The sequence below is a fragment of the Sphingobium sp. RAC03 genome (assembly GCF_001713415.1).
Classification (GTDB): domain Bacteria; phylum Pseudomonadota; class Alphaproteobacteria; order Sphingomonadales; family Sphingomonadaceae; genus Sphingobium.
The window spans coordinates 2,271,933-2,288,330 of record NZ_CP016456.1; the positions used below are offsets into that span (position 1 = coordinate 2,271,933).

General features: G+C 63.4%; 16 protein-coding genes and 1 tRNA gene. 14 read left to right on the top strand and 3 right to left on the bottom strand.

Features of this window, described 5'->3' with window-relative positions; genetic code table 11:
* Window positions 1-142: 142 nt before the first annotated feature.
* On the bottom strand, window positions 143-991 hold the full coding sequence (locus BSY17_RS15575; RefSeq protein ID WP_069066159.1) for a class I SAM-dependent methyltransferase: 849 nt from the start codon (window positions 989-991) through the stop codon (window positions 143-145).
* Between the two features lie 40 nt (window positions 992-1,031).
* On the opposite strand from BSY17_RS15575, the gene BSY17_RS15580 reads away from it, so the two are divergent.
* The 5 genes from BSY17_RS15580 to BSY17_RS15600 all read left to right on the top strand — a co-directional run bounded on the left by BSY17_RS15580 (window position 1,032) and on the right by BSY17_RS15600 (window position 3,508).
* Window positions 1,032-1,781: a ComF family protein gene (locus tag BSY17_RS15580; protein WP_069067019.1), complete on the top strand. Its 750-nt coding sequence runs from the start codon at window positions 1,032-1,034 to the stop codon at window positions 1,779-1,781.
* Window positions 1,782-1,831: 50 nt separating this feature from the next.
* Window positions 1,832-2,089 (top strand): glutaredoxin 3, encoded by a 258-nt coding sequence (gene grxC, locus BSY17_RS15585; protein WP_069066160.1) that lies wholly within the window; start codon window positions 1,832-1,834, stop codon window positions 2,087-2,089.
* A 5-nt stretch (window positions 2,090-2,094) separates the two neighbouring features.
* Window positions 2,095-2,925 (top strand): carbon-nitrogen hydrolase family protein, encoded by an 831-nt coding sequence (locus tag BSY17_RS15590; RefSeq protein ID WP_069066161.1) that lies wholly within the window; start codon window positions 2,095-2,097, stop codon window positions 2,923-2,925.
* Entirely contained in the window at window positions 2,922-3,395 is a 474-nt protein-coding gene (locus tag BSY17_RS15595) for a DUF1178 family protein (protein WP_069066162.1), read from the top strand. Before BSY17_RS15590 ends, BSY17_RS15595 begins: the two co-directional genes overlap by 4 nt.
* Before the next feature lie 36 nt (window positions 3,396-3,431).
* Window positions 3,432-3,508 (top strand) — tRNA-Arg (locus BSY17_RS15600).
* A gap of 5 nt (window positions 3,509-3,513) precedes the next feature.
* Here the strand turns inward: BSY17_RS15600 and BSY17_RS15605 are convergent.
* The gene (locus tag BSY17_RS15605) at window positions 3,514-4,482 is read right to left on the bottom strand and encodes a magnesium and cobalt transport protein CorA (protein ID WP_069066163.1); all 969 of its coding nucleotides are present in this window, start codon (window positions 4,480-4,482) and stop codon (window positions 3,514-3,516) included.
* Window positions 4,483-4,708: 226 nt separating this feature from the next.
* Between BSY17_RS15605 and BSY17_RS15610 the strand changes: the two genes are divergently transcribed.
* From BSY17_RS15610 to BSY17_RS15640, 7 genes are all read left to right on the top strand, one after another.
* Window positions 4,709-5,245 carry a hypothetical protein gene (locus BSY17_RS15610; protein WP_237236338.1) on the top strand — a complete coding sequence of 179 codons (537 nt, stop codon included), beginning with the start codon at window positions 4,709-4,711 and terminating at the stop codon, window positions 5,243-5,245.
* Between the two features lie 168 nt (window positions 5,246-5,413).
* Window positions 5,414-6,124, top strand: a complete 711-nt coding sequence (locus BSY17_RS15615; protein ID WP_069066164.1) for a response regulator — start codon at window positions 5,414-5,416, stop codon at window positions 6,122-6,124.
* Window positions 6,125-6,298: 174 nt separating this feature from the next.
* The gene (locus BSY17_RS15620; RefSeq protein ID WP_069066165.1) at window positions 6,299-6,997 is read left to right on the top strand and encodes a carbonic anhydrase; all 699 of its coding nucleotides are present in this window, start codon (window positions 6,299-6,301) and stop codon (window positions 6,995-6,997) included.
* 3 nt (window positions 6,998-7,000) lie between these two features.
* Window positions 7,001-8,497: a SulP family inorganic anion transporter gene (locus tag BSY17_RS15625; protein ID WP_037477290.1), complete on the top strand. Its 1,497-nt coding sequence runs from the start codon at window positions 7,001-7,003 to the stop codon at window positions 8,495-8,497.
* 266 nt (window positions 8,498-8,763) lie between these two features.
* A complete protein-coding gene (locus tag BSY17_RS15630) occupies window positions 8,764-9,609 on the top strand; it encodes a TorF family putative porin (protein ID WP_069066166.1) in 846 nt (281 codons plus the stop codon).
* A 181-nt stretch (window positions 9,610-9,790) separates the two neighbouring features.
* Complete coding sequence (locus tag BSY17_RS15635) at window positions 9,791-10,501, top strand: response regulator (RefSeq protein WP_037477295.1); 711 nt, start codon at window positions 9,791-9,793, stop codon at window positions 10,499-10,501.
* Between the two features lie 8 nt (window positions 10,502-10,509).
* Complete coding sequence (locus BSY17_RS15640; protein WP_037477296.1) at window positions 10,510-11,826, top strand: ATP-binding protein; 1,317 nt, start codon at window positions 10,510-10,512, stop codon at window positions 11,824-11,826.
* Between the two features lie 7 nt (window positions 11,827-11,833).
* Here BSY17_RS15640 and BSY17_RS15645 read toward each other — a convergent pair whose 3' ends face one another.
* Window positions 11,834-13,483 carry an alkaline phosphatase family protein gene (locus BSY17_RS15645; protein WP_069066167.1) on the bottom strand — a complete coding sequence of 550 codons (1,650 nt, stop codon included), beginning with the start codon at window positions 13,481-13,483 and terminating at the stop codon, window positions 11,834-11,836.
* Window positions 13,484-13,559: 76 nt separating this feature from the next.
* On the opposite strand from BSY17_RS15645, the gene BSY17_RS15650 reads away from it, so the two are divergent.
* Window positions 13,560-15,584, top strand: coding sequence for a protein-disulfide reductase DsbD family protein (locus tag BSY17_RS15650; protein WP_069066168.1), 2,025 nt, complete (start codon window positions 13,560-13,562; stop codon window positions 15,582-15,584).
* Entirely contained in the window at window positions 15,584-16,321 is a 738-nt protein-coding gene (locus BSY17_RS15655; RefSeq protein WP_069066169.1) for a TlyA family RNA methyltransferase, read from the top strand. Before BSY17_RS15650 ends, BSY17_RS15655 begins: the two co-directional genes overlap by 1 nt.
* Window positions 16,322-16,398: the final 77 nt, after the last annotated feature.

Below are 16,398 nucleotides of genomic sequence, written 5' to 3' on the forward strand. Positions count from 1 at the left end.
AAAAAGGGAGAAATGCGTCAGTCTATTGGTATTTCCAAGGTGAGGTCTGGCTGAGTGGACGTCTATGGGTCGTCGCTCGGCGGCGGAAGCTACGCATAGGATGGCGAGCAAGCGAAATCTTCGCAGATTTCCTCTGCCACGATCAGGCCTTGCCCTTGAGCGCGGCGGCGAGCGACATGGTGGCGCTGCCGCGTCGGGCAGGGGCGGCCTGGCTGGGGTCGGGTTTCCAGCCGGACAAATAGACGATCGCCATCTGCTCCGCCGTCCGCCCGTCCGCGTCCGCTGCTTGGGCGAAATGCGCGCCTGCTCTTGCCAGCGTTTCGCGGTTCAATAGCGGTGGCTGCTCTGCCAGTCGGTTGCCCGCGCCCATGCCGCGCAGGTCGTGCATCAACCGCAGCATGTCGCCATAGCGCACGACCAGCGTCTCGCCATCGGCGACCGGCATCGCAAAGCCCGCTCTGCTGAGCAGGTCGCCCGCCGCGCGGACATCGATCTGGGGGTGGATATGCTGGCCAGGCCGGTCGCCTTCGCCCGCCAGCAGCGCGGCCTTGAGCCTTGGCAGGCTGCCCGCACCCGTGAAGGCGGCGAGCATCAGTCCGTCGGGTCTCAGGATGCGCCGCATCAGGATCAGCGCGCCGGGCAGGTCGTTGACGCTGTCGAGCGTGCCGCAGGCGATTATGAGGTCGAAACTGTCATCGGCAAAGGGCAGGGCATCTTCGTCGGCCTGCACGCCGTTTGCCCCGCGCGCGGCGACGAAGCCGGGGTCTACGCAGGCAACGCGCTTCCCCATCGCTTCCAGCGCCGCCTTAGCACTGCCGTCGGGGCAGCCGATCACCAGTGCTTCGGGCAGGTCGCGCTGCACGTCGGCCAGCCGGTCGAGCAATTCCTCCAGCATGGCGCGATAGAGAAAGTCGTGATGGGCAAAGCGGGAAATCATGCGGTCGCGGCCCTGGGCGCGGCGCGATCGGTCGAATATGTCGGGGGCGGTCATGGCGGGCCTTGTGCATCGGGCGGCAAGCGGGGACAAGCAGATGATGTCCGTCTTGCCGCTTCTCAAGGGCGCGATCCGTCCGCTGGTCGATTATGCGCTGCCACCGCGCTGTCCCGGTTGCGGCGCGATCGTGCAGGAGGATTTTGCTTTCTGCCTCGATTGCTGGGGCGGGATGGAATTGCTGGGCGAACCCTGTTGCGCGCGCTGCGGCCTGCCCTTTCCGCATGATATGGGGGATGGGGCGGAATGCGCGCGGTGCCTCGCCGATCCGCCGCCCTTCGACAGCGCGCGGGCGGTGCTGGCCTATGGCGACGTTGCGCGCACCGTTGCGCTGCGGCTCAAATATGGGCGGCGGATCGGCTTGGCGCGGCTGATCGCGCGGCAGATGGTGCGGCATGTGCCTGATAGCGGCGGCGATCCGCCGCTGATCGTGCCGGTGCCGCTGCATCGCTGGCGATTATGGGGGCGGGGGTTCAACCAGTCAGCGCTGATCGCCGATCATCTCGGTCGCCTGACCGGGTTGCGGGTCGAAAAACATCTGTTGCTGCGGACCCGTCGGACCCAGCCCTTGCGGGGCATGAACCCGGCGGCGCGGGCGAAGACAGTGCGCGGTGCCTTTGCGCTGGCGGATGGGCATGAGGTGAAGGGGCGGCGTATCTTGTTGATCGACGATGTTCACACCAGCGGCGCAACAGCCGGAGCCTGCGCAAGGGTTTTGCGCCGTGGCGGGGCGAGTCATGTGCGTTTATTGTGCTGGGCACGGGCCTTGCCGCGCGACGCTGCGGATTGACAAAGCGGCGCGCGCGCCCAATTTCGGACGATAAGGAGTATGACAGGCATATGGCGAAGGTCGAAATCTATACCAAGGCATTTTGCGGCTATTGCGCGCGCGCCAAGGCGTTGTTCCGCGACAAGGGCGTCACGTTCGAAGAATATGACATCAGCATGGGCGGTCCCAAGCGCGAGGAAATGCTAGCACGCAGCAATGGCGGGGTGACCGTGCCGCAAATCTTCATCGATGGCGCGCATATCGGCGGGAGCGACGACATGGCGGCGCTCAACCGGCAGGGCAAACTCGACGCCTTGCTCGGCCTCTGACGCAAATGCGCACCGCGCTGTTCCAGATGACCAGCGGGATCGACCCCGCCGCCAATGCCGCCGCGATTGTGGAGATCATCGCGCGCGCCAAGGGCGAGGGGGCAGACATGCTCTTCACGCCCGAAATGGCCGGCTATCTGGATCGGGACCGGGTGCGCGCGGCGGCGACCTTGCGTTGCCAAGCGGAAGATGGCGTGCTGGCGGCGGTGCGGGATGCGGCGGCGCGCGAAGGGTTGTGGGTGCATATCGGCTCGCTGCCCCTCAAAAATGAGCGCGCCGACGGTCGCTGGGCCAATCGCAGTTTCCTGATCGACGATACAGGCGCGATCCGCGCAACCTATGACAAGATCCATCTGTTCGATGTCGATCTGGCAACAGGCGAAAGCTGGCGCGAATCGTCGGTCTATGGACCGGGGGAGCAGGTGGTTGCGGCCGATACACCCTGGGGCCGGATGGGCTTTTCGATCTGCTACGACATGCGCTTCCCGGACCTGTATCGTGCGCTCACCAATGCTGGGGCAACGATCCTGTTGGCCCCGGCCGCCTTTACGGTGCCGACGGGACAGGCGCACTGGCATGTGCTGCTGCGTGCCCGCGCGATCGAAGCGGGCTGCTTCCTGATCGCGACGGCGCAGGTGGGGGACCATCCGGACGGCCGGACGACCTATGGCCATAGTCTGGTGGTCGATCCATGGGGCGATGTGCTGCGCGACATGGGCGAGACGGCCGGGCTGGCGCTCGTCGATCTCGACCTGTCACGGATAGAGGCTGTGCGGGAGCGCGTGCCCGCCATTGCCAACCGCCGCCCGATCCCGGCGCAGGTGACGCTCGCATGATCGTGTTCGACCTCAAATGCGAAGGGCAGGGCCACATATTCGAAGCCTGGTTCGGCTCCAGCAACGACTATGCCGACCAGCAAGCGCGAGGCCTGATTGCCTGTCCGCTCTGCGGTGACGCGCGCGTGATGAAAGCGGTGATGGCCCCTGCCGTCGCGGCCAAGGGCAATAGCCGCGCAGTGGTGCCACGCCCAGACGCCACGACCCCGGTGGTGGCCAATGGCGGCGACGAGGCGAAGATGCGGGCGCTGGTCGATGCACTGGCACAGGCGCAGAGCAAGGCGCTGGAGGGATCGACCTGGGTCGGGCGCGGCTTTGCCGAACAGGCCCGCGCCATGCATTATGGCGAGCAGGATCGCGCCAGCATCCATGGCGAAGTCGCGCCGCAGGAGGCCAAGGCGCTGATCGCCGAGGGGGTCGAAGTCGCGCCCTTACCTTTCCCGGTTATCCCGCCCGAAGCGAAGAATTGACCGCACCGTTCGCGCATAATAGAGCGACCGATGCGTGCACCCGTAGCTCAGCAGGATAGAGCATTAGATTCCTAATCTAAGGGCCATGGGTTCGAATCCCGTCGGGTGCACCATCTTTCTACAGCCATTTGAGCTTGCGGAAGCGGGCATAGAGTAGGCTGCAGATGATCGTGATCACGCCCAACACGACGAAATAGCCGTAGCGCGTCCGCAGTTCGGGCATATTGTCGAAATTCATGCCATATATGCCCGCGATCGCGGTCGGCACCGCCAGGATCGCGGCCCAGGCGGCCAACTGGCGGGTGATAGCGCCGGTCCGCTGCTGTTCGAGCAGGTTGCTGAATTCGAATACGGACATCAATATCTCGCGCAGATCATCGACCATGGTCTGGACCCGGCGGACATGATCGCGCACGTCGCTGAAATAGGGCCTTGCCTCCGCGTCGATGCAGGGGAGGTCCAGTTTGACGAACTTGTTGGCGACTTCATGCATCGGCGTCAGGATACGCTGGAAACGCATCACCTGCCTGCGTAGATTGAATATCCGGGTGATGTCTTCCCGCCCCAGGAACTGATCGACGGTCTGTTGCTCCATCGCCAGCACTTCGTCCTCCACGCCCTCGATGACGGGCAGATAGCCATCGACGATGAAATCGAGGACGGCATGCAGCACATAGTCCACGCCTTGCGCCAGTCGATCCGGCACGGCTTCCAGTTCCTGCCGCAACATATGATGCGCGCGAGCTGATCCATGACGTACGCTGATGATATGGCTGTGACCGACGAAGATCGCGGTCTCGCCGTAACAGATGCTGCGTTCTTCGACATGAGCGGTACGTGCGACGACGAACAACTGATCGCCATAAATATCGACTTTGGGCAGCTGATTGGCCTTGATGGCGTCTTCGATCGCCAGCGGGTGCAGGTCGTAGCTGCGCCGCAGGGTCTCCATTTCCGCGATCGTCGGTTCAGCCATGCCGATCCAGACGAATTCGGATTTGTCATGCGCGCAGTCGATCCGCTCGTCGATCGTCACCGGCCTGACGCGGCGGCCATTGCGATAGAGATAGGCGGCGATGACGGTCATGAGTGATCCTGCATGTGGAGTCGGACATGCCGATTAGCAGATGGCCTTTCCCGCGTCCTCCAGGCACGCCCATCTGTTCGTCGCTCGCCAACCTCGCCCGGCGCAATTTTATCGGGAACTATCGCTAGCTGACTTCGCTCTGACACAGTCGAGCGCGAAAGGGATGTATCGATGCGGGCACCCAGGCCGGGATAAACCGGGTCACGCGCACAGTGGAGCTACATCCGTGTCTATCCTGACCATTGATTTCGAGGCATCCTGCCTCCCGCGCCATGGTCGGTCCTTCCCGATCGAGGTCGGCATTGCGGTGGAAGGCTGGTCGTGCAGTTGGTTGATACGGCCGCATCAGGATTGGGAAGATTGGGGCTGGACGCAGGAGGCGCAGGCTTTGCACGGTCTTGATCGATCGACGCTCGTGCAAAAGGGCTTGGATGTCGATGCGGTATTAGCCTTGCTGAGCGATGCCGCAATCGGTCGGCGCGTGGTGGCCGACAGCCGCATCGATCAACAATGGCTGGACACGCTCGCCACCGCTGCGGGTCGACCCACGCCGTTCCTGATCGAGCATGTTTCTGCGATTGTTGCGGAACGGCATGCCGACGATGCGCAAGTCCGTGACGCCGTGGCGATAGCCGACTGCCGATGCCCCACACGCCATCGCGCGGGCACCGATGCCTTGTGGCTCGCCACCATGCTGGCGCATCTGCCCGCCGCTGCACCACCGCAGATTGGGACGAAAATGCCGGAATTCTCGTCGGTTTGACGCTGCTGTGTCGCCTGCGCAATAATTTGTAACGTTCGGCAAATTTCAGAGACATTCAGGCGATCTAAGCCCAGCCGCGTTGTGGGCGCATTGGGGGCGTCTGTCTGTTTCAGGAGGTACGCGCATGATCGGCGATCGAGGCAAGTGTGGATGGCACGATCTTTGGGCATGACCCCGCCGCTCATCCTGGTGACGGAAACGGAAGCCGCGCAGCAGCAAGCGGTCCGCACGCATCTGGAGGAAACCGGCTTCAGAGTTGTGCCAAGCGGTGGTGCAGCCCAGATTTTTCAGGCGCTGGCCACCATGCCCGTTGGCGTCATAGTGCTGGACGCCGCGCTTCGCGGCGCGGATGGCATGGACTTGTGCCGAGACGTGCGTGCGCGGAGCGAGGTGCCGGTGATCCTGGTGGGGGCCAATAGTTCGGAGGTCGATCGCGTTGTCGCATTGGAGCTTGGCGCGGACGACTATATCAACAAACCCTATTCCGCGCGTGAACTGGCTGCGCGCCTGCGTGCCGTCCTGCGGCGGGGGCGAGGCGAGCGCGCGATCGGCCTGCCGCGCCAATCCATGGCGTTCTTCGACGGATGGACCGTAGATTTTTCGCGCCGGACGCTGGCTGATCCGGCGGGCGCGACTGTTGGTCTGACGGCGGCCGAGTTTGCGTTGCTTGGCGTATTGCTTGATCATCCGCAAATCGTGCTCACGCGCGCGCGACTGATGGAGTTGGCAGGTGTGCGCGACGCGCCATCGTCCGATCGCAGCATCGACGTGCTGGTCAGCCGTTTGCGTCGAAAGCTGCAATGGGGCAACGAACCTGCCCCAATTGTTACCGTAAGACGTGCAGGCTATATGTTCAGCGCGGCGGTAGAGCGACGCTGACCCAATAAAACGACCGGAATTGCTGGTTTTTCGCAATGGCGATCACCCCGTAACGATTTTGCCATCCAGACATGTTTTTTAACAAAGCCGCTGCGACGCAGCAAAACCCGACTTCTACTGTCCGAGACTGAGCCGGTGTCCCCTGACCGGCATAGCAATAGAAGGATAGACCCCATGAACGAGCTTCTAGGCCGCGTCTTCAGCTTCGAAAAGCATGTGTTTCCCAATGAAAGCGCGCTTTACAATCGGCTGGCCAGCGATGGGCAGAGCCCCAAGGCGCTGATGATCTCCTGCGCCGACTCGCGGATCGTGCCCGAACATATCATGCAGGCACAGCCGGGCGATCTGTTCGTCTGCCGCAATGCTGGCAACATCGTGCCGCCGCATGCGACGCAGAATGGCGGCGTTACCTCCACCGTCGAATATGCGGTGATGGTGTTGGGCGTGCGTGACATCATCGTATGTGGCCACAGCGACTGCGGCGCTATGAAGGCGATGTCGACCAATGCTGACCTCTCCAAAATGCCCAACGTGGCGGCTTGGTTGCGTCATGCCCATGCCGCGCAGCAGGTTTGCAGCGAAAGCTATCCCGACACGCTGACCGACGCGGAAAAGTTGCGTAACATGGCGCTGGAAAATGTCGTCGTCCAGCTGGCCCATCTGCGCACCCATCCATCGGTCGCTTCGGGCATCGCGCGTGGCGATATTGCGCTGCACGGCTGGTATGTGGACATTCACGCCGGTCAGGTCTTGGGCCTCGACGGCGATACCGGCCGCTTCATGCCGCTCCGCGAGAATCAGCCCATGCCGATCGCGCTTCCCCACGCCCGCCGACTGGCTGGCGATGGCGAATATGCCCTGGCGGCGGAGTAAATCATGCTGAAAGCCTTTTCCGGCGGCACCTTCGGCCGCGACTTCACGGCGTCGATCGTCGTCTTTCTGGTGGCGATGCCGCTCTGCATGGGCATTGCCATTGCCTCCGGCGTTCCGCCGGAAAAGGGTCTGATTACCGGCATTATCGGCGGCATCGTCGTCGGCCTGCTGGCGGGTTCTCCGCTGCAGGTCAGCGGGCCTGCCGCTGGTCTTGCGGTCATCGTCTTTGAAATCGTGCGTGAACAGGGTCTCTCCGCACTGGGGCCGATCCTGATTCTGGCAGGTGCCATACAGGTGGTCGCGGGCTTGATGCGCGTCGGCGGCTGGTTTCGCGCGATTTCGCCGGCCGTTGTCCATGGCATGCTGGCTGGCATCGGCGTGTTGATCGTCGTTGGCCAATTCCATGTGTTATTCGATGACACGCCCCTGTCGAGCGGTCTAGCCAATTTGCTGGCCATGCCTGCGCAGTTGCTCGGTCTCTCCACTGGCGACACGGTAACGGCCTTCACCGTCGGCCTGGTTACCATTGGCGGCATGCTCGGCTGGGAGAAGTTCCGCCCTGCGTCGCTGAAGCTCGTCCCCGGCGCACTGGTGGGCGTATTGCTCGCGACCCTGGTTGCCTTCTTCCTCGCCCTTCCCGTCGCGCGGGTCGTGGTGCCCGAATCGATCGTGGCGGCTGTGAGCCTGCCGGAAGCAGGGTTGTTCGCGACGATGATGGACCCTGCGGTCATCACGATCGCCATCGCCATTGCGTTCATTGCCAGCGCCGAAACATTGCTGTCGGCCGCCGCCGTCGACCGGATGCATGATGGCGTGCGTACCGATTACAACCGGGAACTGAGCGCCCAGGGCGTCGGCAACCTGCTGTGTGGCTTTGCCGGGGCATTGCCCATGACCGGCGTTATCGTTCGCAGCTCGGCCAATGTGCAGGCGGGCGCTAAGACCCGCATGTCGGCGGTTTTGCACGGCGTCTGGATTTTGGGCTTTGTCGCCTTGCTGCCTTGGCTGCTGCGCGAAATCCCGATGGCGGCTCTGGCTGGTATTCTGGTCGTGACCGGTGTGCGCCTCGTCAGCGTCGATCACGTCCGGCACCTGCTTCACCGTTACGGTCCGTTGCCCGCGATCGTCTGGGCGGCCACGCTGATCTGCGTGGTTACCATGGACCTGCTGACGGGTGTTCTGGTTGGCATCGGCCTTTCGATGCTGGAACTCATCCCCCATCTGAGCCGCCTGCGCCTCAAGCTGGAGGATGAAAGCCGGGGTGATGCGCATGAAGTGGCGCTGCGCGGCAGCGCGACCTTCCTTACGCTACCCAAATTGTCGGCAAAGCTCGATTCGCTGCCAAAGGGCGGTCTGGTCATCCTCAATGTCGAACGTCTGGGCCATATCGATCATACGACCGCAGAGATGGTCCGCGAATGGGTCGAACGTCGGCGCGGAAGCGGGCTTCCGGTGGAATTGTTCGGTGCGACCGGACGGATGCGCCAACTGGTCGCCTGATTTTTCAAAATATCGGGCGATACAGGGTGTCGCCGCGCCACTACCCCCGGCGCGGCGGCATTTTTTGATTTTGTGTCGGCGTGGCAAGGCATTGAACTGTGCCCGTTATGCAACAGCGATACGCGCCATCTCGCAGATGCGAGAAAAACCTGTTTGACTGTGGGGCTATTTTGAATAGGCAAGGGTTATCCACCGGCACTGAGAGCGCAAGCAACAGACTTTCGGGTTGAGTGGAAGCAGGACGGAACATTCTTTCGTAAAGGGGAATGTTCATGAAGTATAAAATCGCCTGTGCCGCCCTCGCGCTCATGTCTAGCGTACCGGCTTTTGCTCAGGAAGAGCCCACCAGCCCCGTCACCGTGACCGGCAGCGTAGCGCTCGTTTCCGATTATCGTTTCCGTGGCGTGTCGCAGAGCGACAAGGGCATGGCCGTGCAAGGCGGCATCACCGCTACGCATGAAAGCGGGGCCTATGCTGGCACCTGGGCATCCAATCTCGGCGGCTGGGGTCGTTTTGGTGGTTCCAACATGGAACTCGACCTGTTCGCAGGCTACGCCATCCCACTCGGCGGCGCGACGCTCGACGTCGGTCTGACCTGGTATATGTACCCTTCGGGCGCTGATACCACGGACTTCGCCGAACCCTATATCAAGCTGTCCAGCACGGTTGGTCCCGTAAAGGGCCTGGTCGGTGTCGCCTACGCGCCCAAGCAGGAAGCCCTGGGCAACGTTTGCAGTGACGCGGCATGCACCGTGTTCAACCCCGGTGACAAGGAAGACAATCTCTACGTCTGGGCCGATGTCAGCGGTTCGGTGCCCAATACCCCGGTTACGCTGAAGGCGCATCTGGGCTGGTCGGACGGTAACCCCGGCCTTGGCCCGAACGGCACCTCGATCGCGCCGACCGGCAAATATCTCGACTGGTTGGTTGGTGCTGACGTCGCCATTCCGGGCACGCCGCTGACGTTGGGCATCGCCTATGTCGATACCGACATTGCCCGTGTCGAGGAAAATTATCTGCGCCCGAACTTCATGGTTTCCGGCGACAGCAAGGATGTAGGCAAGTCGATTGCCCGCAGCCAGGTCGTCTTCTCGATCTCGGCCGCATTCTAATATCGTAAGGAACGCCGGGGCCAGCAACTGGTCCCGGCGTTTTGGCATCTGCGTGGCTTCGCTTAACGCATGACAAATTGTTGCTAAGCCGCTGGCAAGCGTCCGGTGCGTCTGATCCGGTTGACCCCCGAAACGGTCGGCCCTATCCCATGGCCATGACATCACGCGCCTTGCAGCATTCATGACCGCTCCGTCGATCATCCTCGTCGAAGACGACCCGCCGCTTCGCACCCTGACCGCCCGTGCTTTGCAGGAGCATGGTTATGAAGTGCGTCCCGCTTCGTCCGGCCCGGAAATGTGGGTGGCGTTCGATGCTGGCCCTGTCGATCTCGTCGTGCTCGACGTCATGCTGCCCGGCACCAATGGCATCGATCTGTGCCGCCAGATCCGGCGCAAGAGCGATGTTCCCATCATCTTCATCAGCGCCAAGGGCAGCGAAACGGACAGGATTGTCGGCCTGGAATTGGGTGCGGATGATTATCTGCCCAAGCCGTTCGGCACGCGCGAACTGATCGCCCGCATCAGGGCCATCCTGCGCCGGGTGGGACTTGAGCGTGGCCCGGACGAACATCGCGAGAATGAGGCCCGGTTCGATGGCTGGGTCGTCAATTTTCCGCGTCGCGAGTTGCGATCCCCGACCGGCGGGCTGGTCGATCTGACGGGCGCGGAATTCGATCTGCTCGGCAGTTTTCTGAGCCACCCGCAGCGGGTCATCGCCCGTGAGCGCCTGATCGAATTGTCGCGGACCCGGATGGGCGACAGCAGCGACCGCAGCATCGACGTGCTGGTCAGTCGCCTGCGCCGCAAATTATCGACCGAGGACCGGGGCGCACCGATCACGACCGTGCGTGGTGTCGGCTATATGTTCAATGCAGAGGTCAGCCGCGCTTGAGGTGGCACATGCACGGATCGCTTGGGCTGGTTGGCCGCCTCTTCGCGATCCTGCTCCTGACCTTGACGCTGGAATTTGCCGTCGGCACGCTCATTTACGAACGGGCAAGCCAGATATCGCTGCAGGATGACGAAGCACGGCGGCTGGCCGAACATCTAGTCATCGCCCGAAAATTATTGACCGAACAGCCGCCTGCTGAGCGACGCGCCATGGGCGTTCAACTGACCACCGATCGCTACGATGTCCACTGGTCGGCTGCATCGCCGCCGCCGCCGCCGCTGTCGCCTGAACTGGAACGGATGCGGCAGCAGATCATCGCGTGGGAGCCGACACTCGAACGCTCGCGCCTCTGGCTGCGGCTCACGTCGCCCAGCCGCCATTCGGAAATCAACGGCGGACTGCAACTGCCCGATGGCAGTTGGCTTTATTTCGGCATGCATCATGGCGGTGGCAAATGGGCCTTCACCATCGGCCGAATGGGCCTCGCCCTGATCCCGGTGCTGGCGCTGTTGGTGGCGGGATGGATATTGATTCGTCGCACATTGGCACCACTACGGGAACTGACGCGCGCAACGGAAAAGATCGGGCTTGGTGCCGAAGTCATCCTGCCGGAAGCGGGAACCAGCGACGTGCGCGAACTGATCCGCGCTTTCAACGCGATGCAGACCCGCATCCATCGCCTAATCAACGAACGCACCGAGACATTGGCGGCGGTCGGCCATGACCTGCGCACCCCGCTTTCCCGGTTGCAGTTGCGGCTGGAAACGGTACGGCAGGATGATGTCCGCGAAGCCATGGACGGCGATCTCGAAGAGATGGGCGCCATGATCGAATCACTGCTCGATTTTCTGGGCGGCGAGAAGAATCCTGAGCCTCTGGTCCGGGCGGACCTGGCCGTCACGATCGCGACCGTGGTTGATGCTTTTCAGGATCATGGGCAGGATGTCGATTATAGCGGGCCGGACCATCTGGAGATGGAGATCCATGCGCTTTCGCTGCGACGCGCGGTGCGCAATCTGATCGAAAATGCGCTCCATTATGGGCAGCGGGCGCGCGTCTCCCTGCTGCGGGTGGGGGATGAGGTGCTGATCCGTATCGATGATGATGGCCCCGGCATACCGCGCGACCAGATCGGCGAAGTGCTCAAGCCTTTCGCCCGGCTCGATACCGCGCGGCAGCGGAATACGCGCGGCCTGGGGCTGGGACTGGCGATCGTACAGAAAGCGGTGGAACTGGAACGCGCGCAGTTGACGCTGATCAATCGCCCCGAAGGCGGGCTGCGGGCAGAAATCTGCCTGCAGCGGCCCAAGAACGTGCGGCGCTAACACCGCGTCATCTTCCCACGCAGCTATCTCCCTCGCCCGCGATCAGATCCAGGCAGCGCCCATCAATCTGGTCCTGCGCGATCGACAGGCCGATCAGCGCGGCCAGACTGGGCATGATATCCACCGTCTCCACGCCCAGCGGCTGCTCGAAGCCGCGCATGTCCTTGCGCCAGAACAGGATCGGTACGCGGCGGTCACTATCCCATGGGCTGCCATGGGTGGCGACTGAACCCATTACCGCCTGTTCGGGGATCGACATGACCCGCGATTTGAGCAGCAGGAGCAGGTCGCCCGACCGCGTCGGATCGAAGCTGGCCCGCGCCTTCTGGATCAGAGTCCAGTTTTCGGGCGGACCGGCAGGGGAGGGGGTGGCAGCGATTTCCGCCTTGGTAAAGGCAGCGGCGACCTGCGGATGGACGCGTAGCAGCGCGAGCGTGGCAGCCTCCACCTTCGCGCGCTGGGCGGACGTCAGCCCTTTGTCGAAATAAAGGTCGCCCGACGGTCCATCGCCCCAGATCAGTGTCTTGCCCGCCAGGCCGGTGCGCTGCGCTATGGCCGCGTTCAGCGCCTTGGGCGTCAGCGCGGTGTCGACGCGGCTCTCCATCGGCATGGCGTTCAGGCGATGCCGTTCGGGCAAGTCATGCCCGCCATGATCCGCGGTCAGCACCACGACATAATCGATGCCGTCCTTGTCGAGCCGGTCGAAAAAGGCACCCAGTTCCCGGTCCAGACGATCGACCTGGATACAGCTTTCGGTCCCTTCGGTGCCGTAGCTATGGCCGATATAGTCGGTAGCGGACAGGCCGATGGAGATGATGTCGGTCTGTGTCTGCTGGCCCAGCGCCATGGTCTCGACGGCGGCCGCCGCGAACGCGAGCGTCATGGCATCCTGTTCAGGCGAGATGCGGAAGCCCTTATAATCGCCCGCAGCACGCGCGAAGCGGCTCGTGCCCACCGTGCGGTCGCCCGCGCGCACCGCAAAATCCTTGGCCACGCATTGGGCGGGCAGGTCGAAGCCGGGATTGGGCTGCGCCAGTTGCCGGGCCATCGCTTCATTGACCTTGGCGACGAGCGGCGGGGTGGCGACGCCCTTGTAGCTGACATAGCCCTGCGGCCCGCCAAGCCACCAGACCTGGTCGGCGGTCGGTCCGCCCATCATGATAGCGGCCCGATCCTTGCCCGAAATCGACACCACGCGGGTCGCCGGATTGGCCGCCTTCATGCGTCCGCCCAATGTCGGCACTTTGAGATGTACAGGGGACGCGACATAGGCGTCGCTGCTGCTGCCCGGCTGGGTTTCGTCCTCAGCGCAGTAGACCGCTTTGTCTGGGCGCGCGGTGTTCAGGTCGAACCAGCTATTGGCGATGATGCCCGTGCGCGACGGACGGCTGCCGGTCAGGATGGTGCTGTGGCCGGGGCAGGTTTCCGTCGCGGCATGGCTTTGAAAGCCGTTCGGAAAGACCGCGCCCTGGGTCAGTCGCTTGAGACCGCCGCTATAATATTGGCGATATTCGCTGAACAAGTCGGCGGAAAATTGATCGACGCTGATTGCGACGATCAGCTTCGGCGGAGCGGCGGTTGTAGCCGGGGCAGGCGTCTGCGCCGCAATCGGCAGGGCGGTGGCCAGCAGCAGGGCGGCGGCGACATGTTTCAACATTTCCTGTACCTTCTCCAGCCTTGACGGCGAACGCCCCCGGACCTAGCCCGCTCTCACCCACTCGACCAGAGGCCCGATGCGGATTTTTCATGGCATATTGATGACGTTGGCGTTGCTGTTCGCCGCGCCCGCTGCGCTGGCCCAGGGCGCGTTCGGGGGCGGGGCACCGCATATCGCGGCGCGGCTGGTGGCCGAAAGCGCCGCGCCGCAGCCGGGCAAGGGCACGACCATTGCTTTCGCCATGACGCCGGAGGCGGGATGGCACGGCTATTGGGAAAATCCGGGCGATGCAGGGCTGGGGATGAGCGTTGAATGGACGCTGCCCAAGGGCGTCAGCGTTGGCGCGTTGCGCTATCCCGTCCCTGAAACGCTATTGATCTCCGGCCTGATGAACCATGTGTATGAAGGCCCCTATGGCCTATTGGCGAACCTGACCGTCGCGCCCGACGTGGCACCGGGCACCCGTTTGCCGGTCCGGGTGAAGGCGCAATGGTTGGCTTGCACCGACAAGGTGTGCGTGCCCGAAAGCGGGGAAATGGCTCTTGATCTGGTCGCGGGCGAGGGACAGGCCAACGCCGCCGATCGCGCCCGGTTCGATGCTTGGCGCACGCATCTGCCCCGGCCGTTGGGCAGTATGGCGACCTATGCCATCGCCGACGGCAAGCTGCGCGTCTCCGTGCCGTTTCCAGCGGATGCGCAGGCGCGCGATGTCCATCTCTTCCCGTTGGCAGAGGGCCTCACCCGCTACGCCGCGCCGCAAAGCATCACCCGCGATGGCGATCGCCTGCTGATCGAGACGGATGCGGCCGAAGGCGGCAAGGGCGGTAATGTTCAGGCGGTGTTGCGAACCGGCGAGCATGCCGGTTTCCTGCTGACGGCGCAGCCGGGCGCGGTTGCCGCATCGTCGGGCGGGGGGCAGGCGGTGGCGATCCTGGCCGCGCTCGGTGGCGCCTTGCTTGGCGGCTTGCTGCTCAACATCATGCCCTGCGTCTTTCCGATCCTGGGCCTCAAGGTCATGAAACTGGCCAAGGCCGGAGGCGACGAGCGCGTGGTCCGGAGGGAAGCGCTGGCCTATACGGCGGGTGTGATCATGACCTGCCTTGCCCTTGGTGGCGTTTTGCTCGCCGTGCGTGCAGCAGGAGCAGCGGCGGGCTGGGCGTTCCAGTTGCAGGACCCACGCATCATTCTGGGCTTGTTGCTGCTGGTGACGCTCATCGCCTTCAATCTGGCAGGCCTGTTCGATTTTCGTGCGATTGGCGGCGGTGATCGATTGGCGGGGAAGGGCGGCTTGGCCGGGTCGTTCTGGACCGGCGCGCTGGTCGCTTTCGTCGCGACTCCCTGCACGGGGCCGTTCATGGCGGCTGCCATGGGCGCGGCGCTGCTGCTGCCGCTGGTCGCCGCGCTGGCAGTGTTCGCTGGCTTGGGGCTGGGACTGGCGTTGCCCTTCCTGCTGCTCGCCTATGTCCCCGCTTTGCGGCGGCGTTTGCCCAAGCCCGGCGCGTGGATGGGTCGCCTTCAGAAAATTCTCGCTATCCCGATGTTCCTCACCGCGCTCGGCCTTGCCTGGCTATTGGGGCAGCAGCGCGGCGTTTCGGGCATGATGATCGGTCTGGCGGCAGCGCTCCTGCTGGCGCTTCTGCTCTGGTGGCTGGGCATGCGGCAGCGCGCAGGTCGGGGGGGCGGACTGATTGCGGCGTTGCTCGGTGTGGTGTTGCTGGCCGCAGCAGCGGTGACATTGCCGACGCAAGCCCCCGCGGAAACAGCAAGCGCCAATCATGTCGCGTTCGACGAGGCGCAGCTGGCCAGTCTGCGCGCGGCGAACAAGCCCGTTTTCCTCTATTTCACCGCCGACTGGTGCCTGACCTGCAAGGCCAATGAAGCCGCCGCCATCGACCGTGCCGAAACGCGAGCGCGTTTCGAACAAGGCGGTGTAACCGTCATGGTTGGCGACTGGACCAATGCCGACCCCGCCATCACCCGCTTCTTGGAAGCGCAGGGCCGTTCGGGCGTGCCGCTCTACCTCTGGTATGCGCCGGGTAAGGAGGCGCAGACCTTGCCGCAATTGCTGAGCGTAGCGACGCTGACCGGACTGGTACGCTGATGGCCAAGATACGCGCCGATCAGTTGCTCGTGGATCTGGGCCTGGCGGAAAGCCGCGCCCGCGCGCAGGCGTTGATCCTGGCAGGCCATGTATTCCTCGGCGATCGCAAGGTGGAGAAAGCCGGTCAGCAAGTCGCGCCCGACGCTGCGATCGACGTGCGCGGTCGCGACCATCCCTGGGTCTCGCGCGGGGGCATCAAGCTTGCCCACGCGCTTGATACATTCGCCATCGACGTGACCGGTCAGGTCGCGATCGACGTAGGCAGTTCGACCGGTGGCTTTACCGACGTGCTGCTGACCAATGGTGCGGCCAAGGTCTATGCGGTCGATAGCGGCACCAATCAGCTCGCCTGGAAATTGCGTTCGGACGATCGGGTGATCGTCCACGAACAGACCAGTGCGCGCATATTGACGGAAACGCATATCCCGGAGCCGGTCGACTGCATCGTCTGCGACGCGAGCTTCATCGCTTTGTCCAAGGTGCTGGAACGCCCGCTGACCTTTGCCCGGCCCGGCGCGGCACTGGTAGCGTTGATCAAACCGCAGTTCGAAGCGGGACGTGGCGAAGTCGGCAAGGGCGGGGTCGTGCGCGACGTGGCGATCCACGATCGGGTTTGCGCGCAAGTCCGGGCATGGATCGATGCGCAGGGTTGGACCGTTATCGGCCTGACACAAAGTCCGATTACGGGTCCACAGGGCAATGTCGAATTTCTCATCTACGCCCGGCTTGGTGGATAAACGCCCCATGTTCGTTTCTCGCCAGTAAGTTCATCCAGCGGCAAAAGGTCATGTTGTGCCGCTTGCAAAGGCCCGTT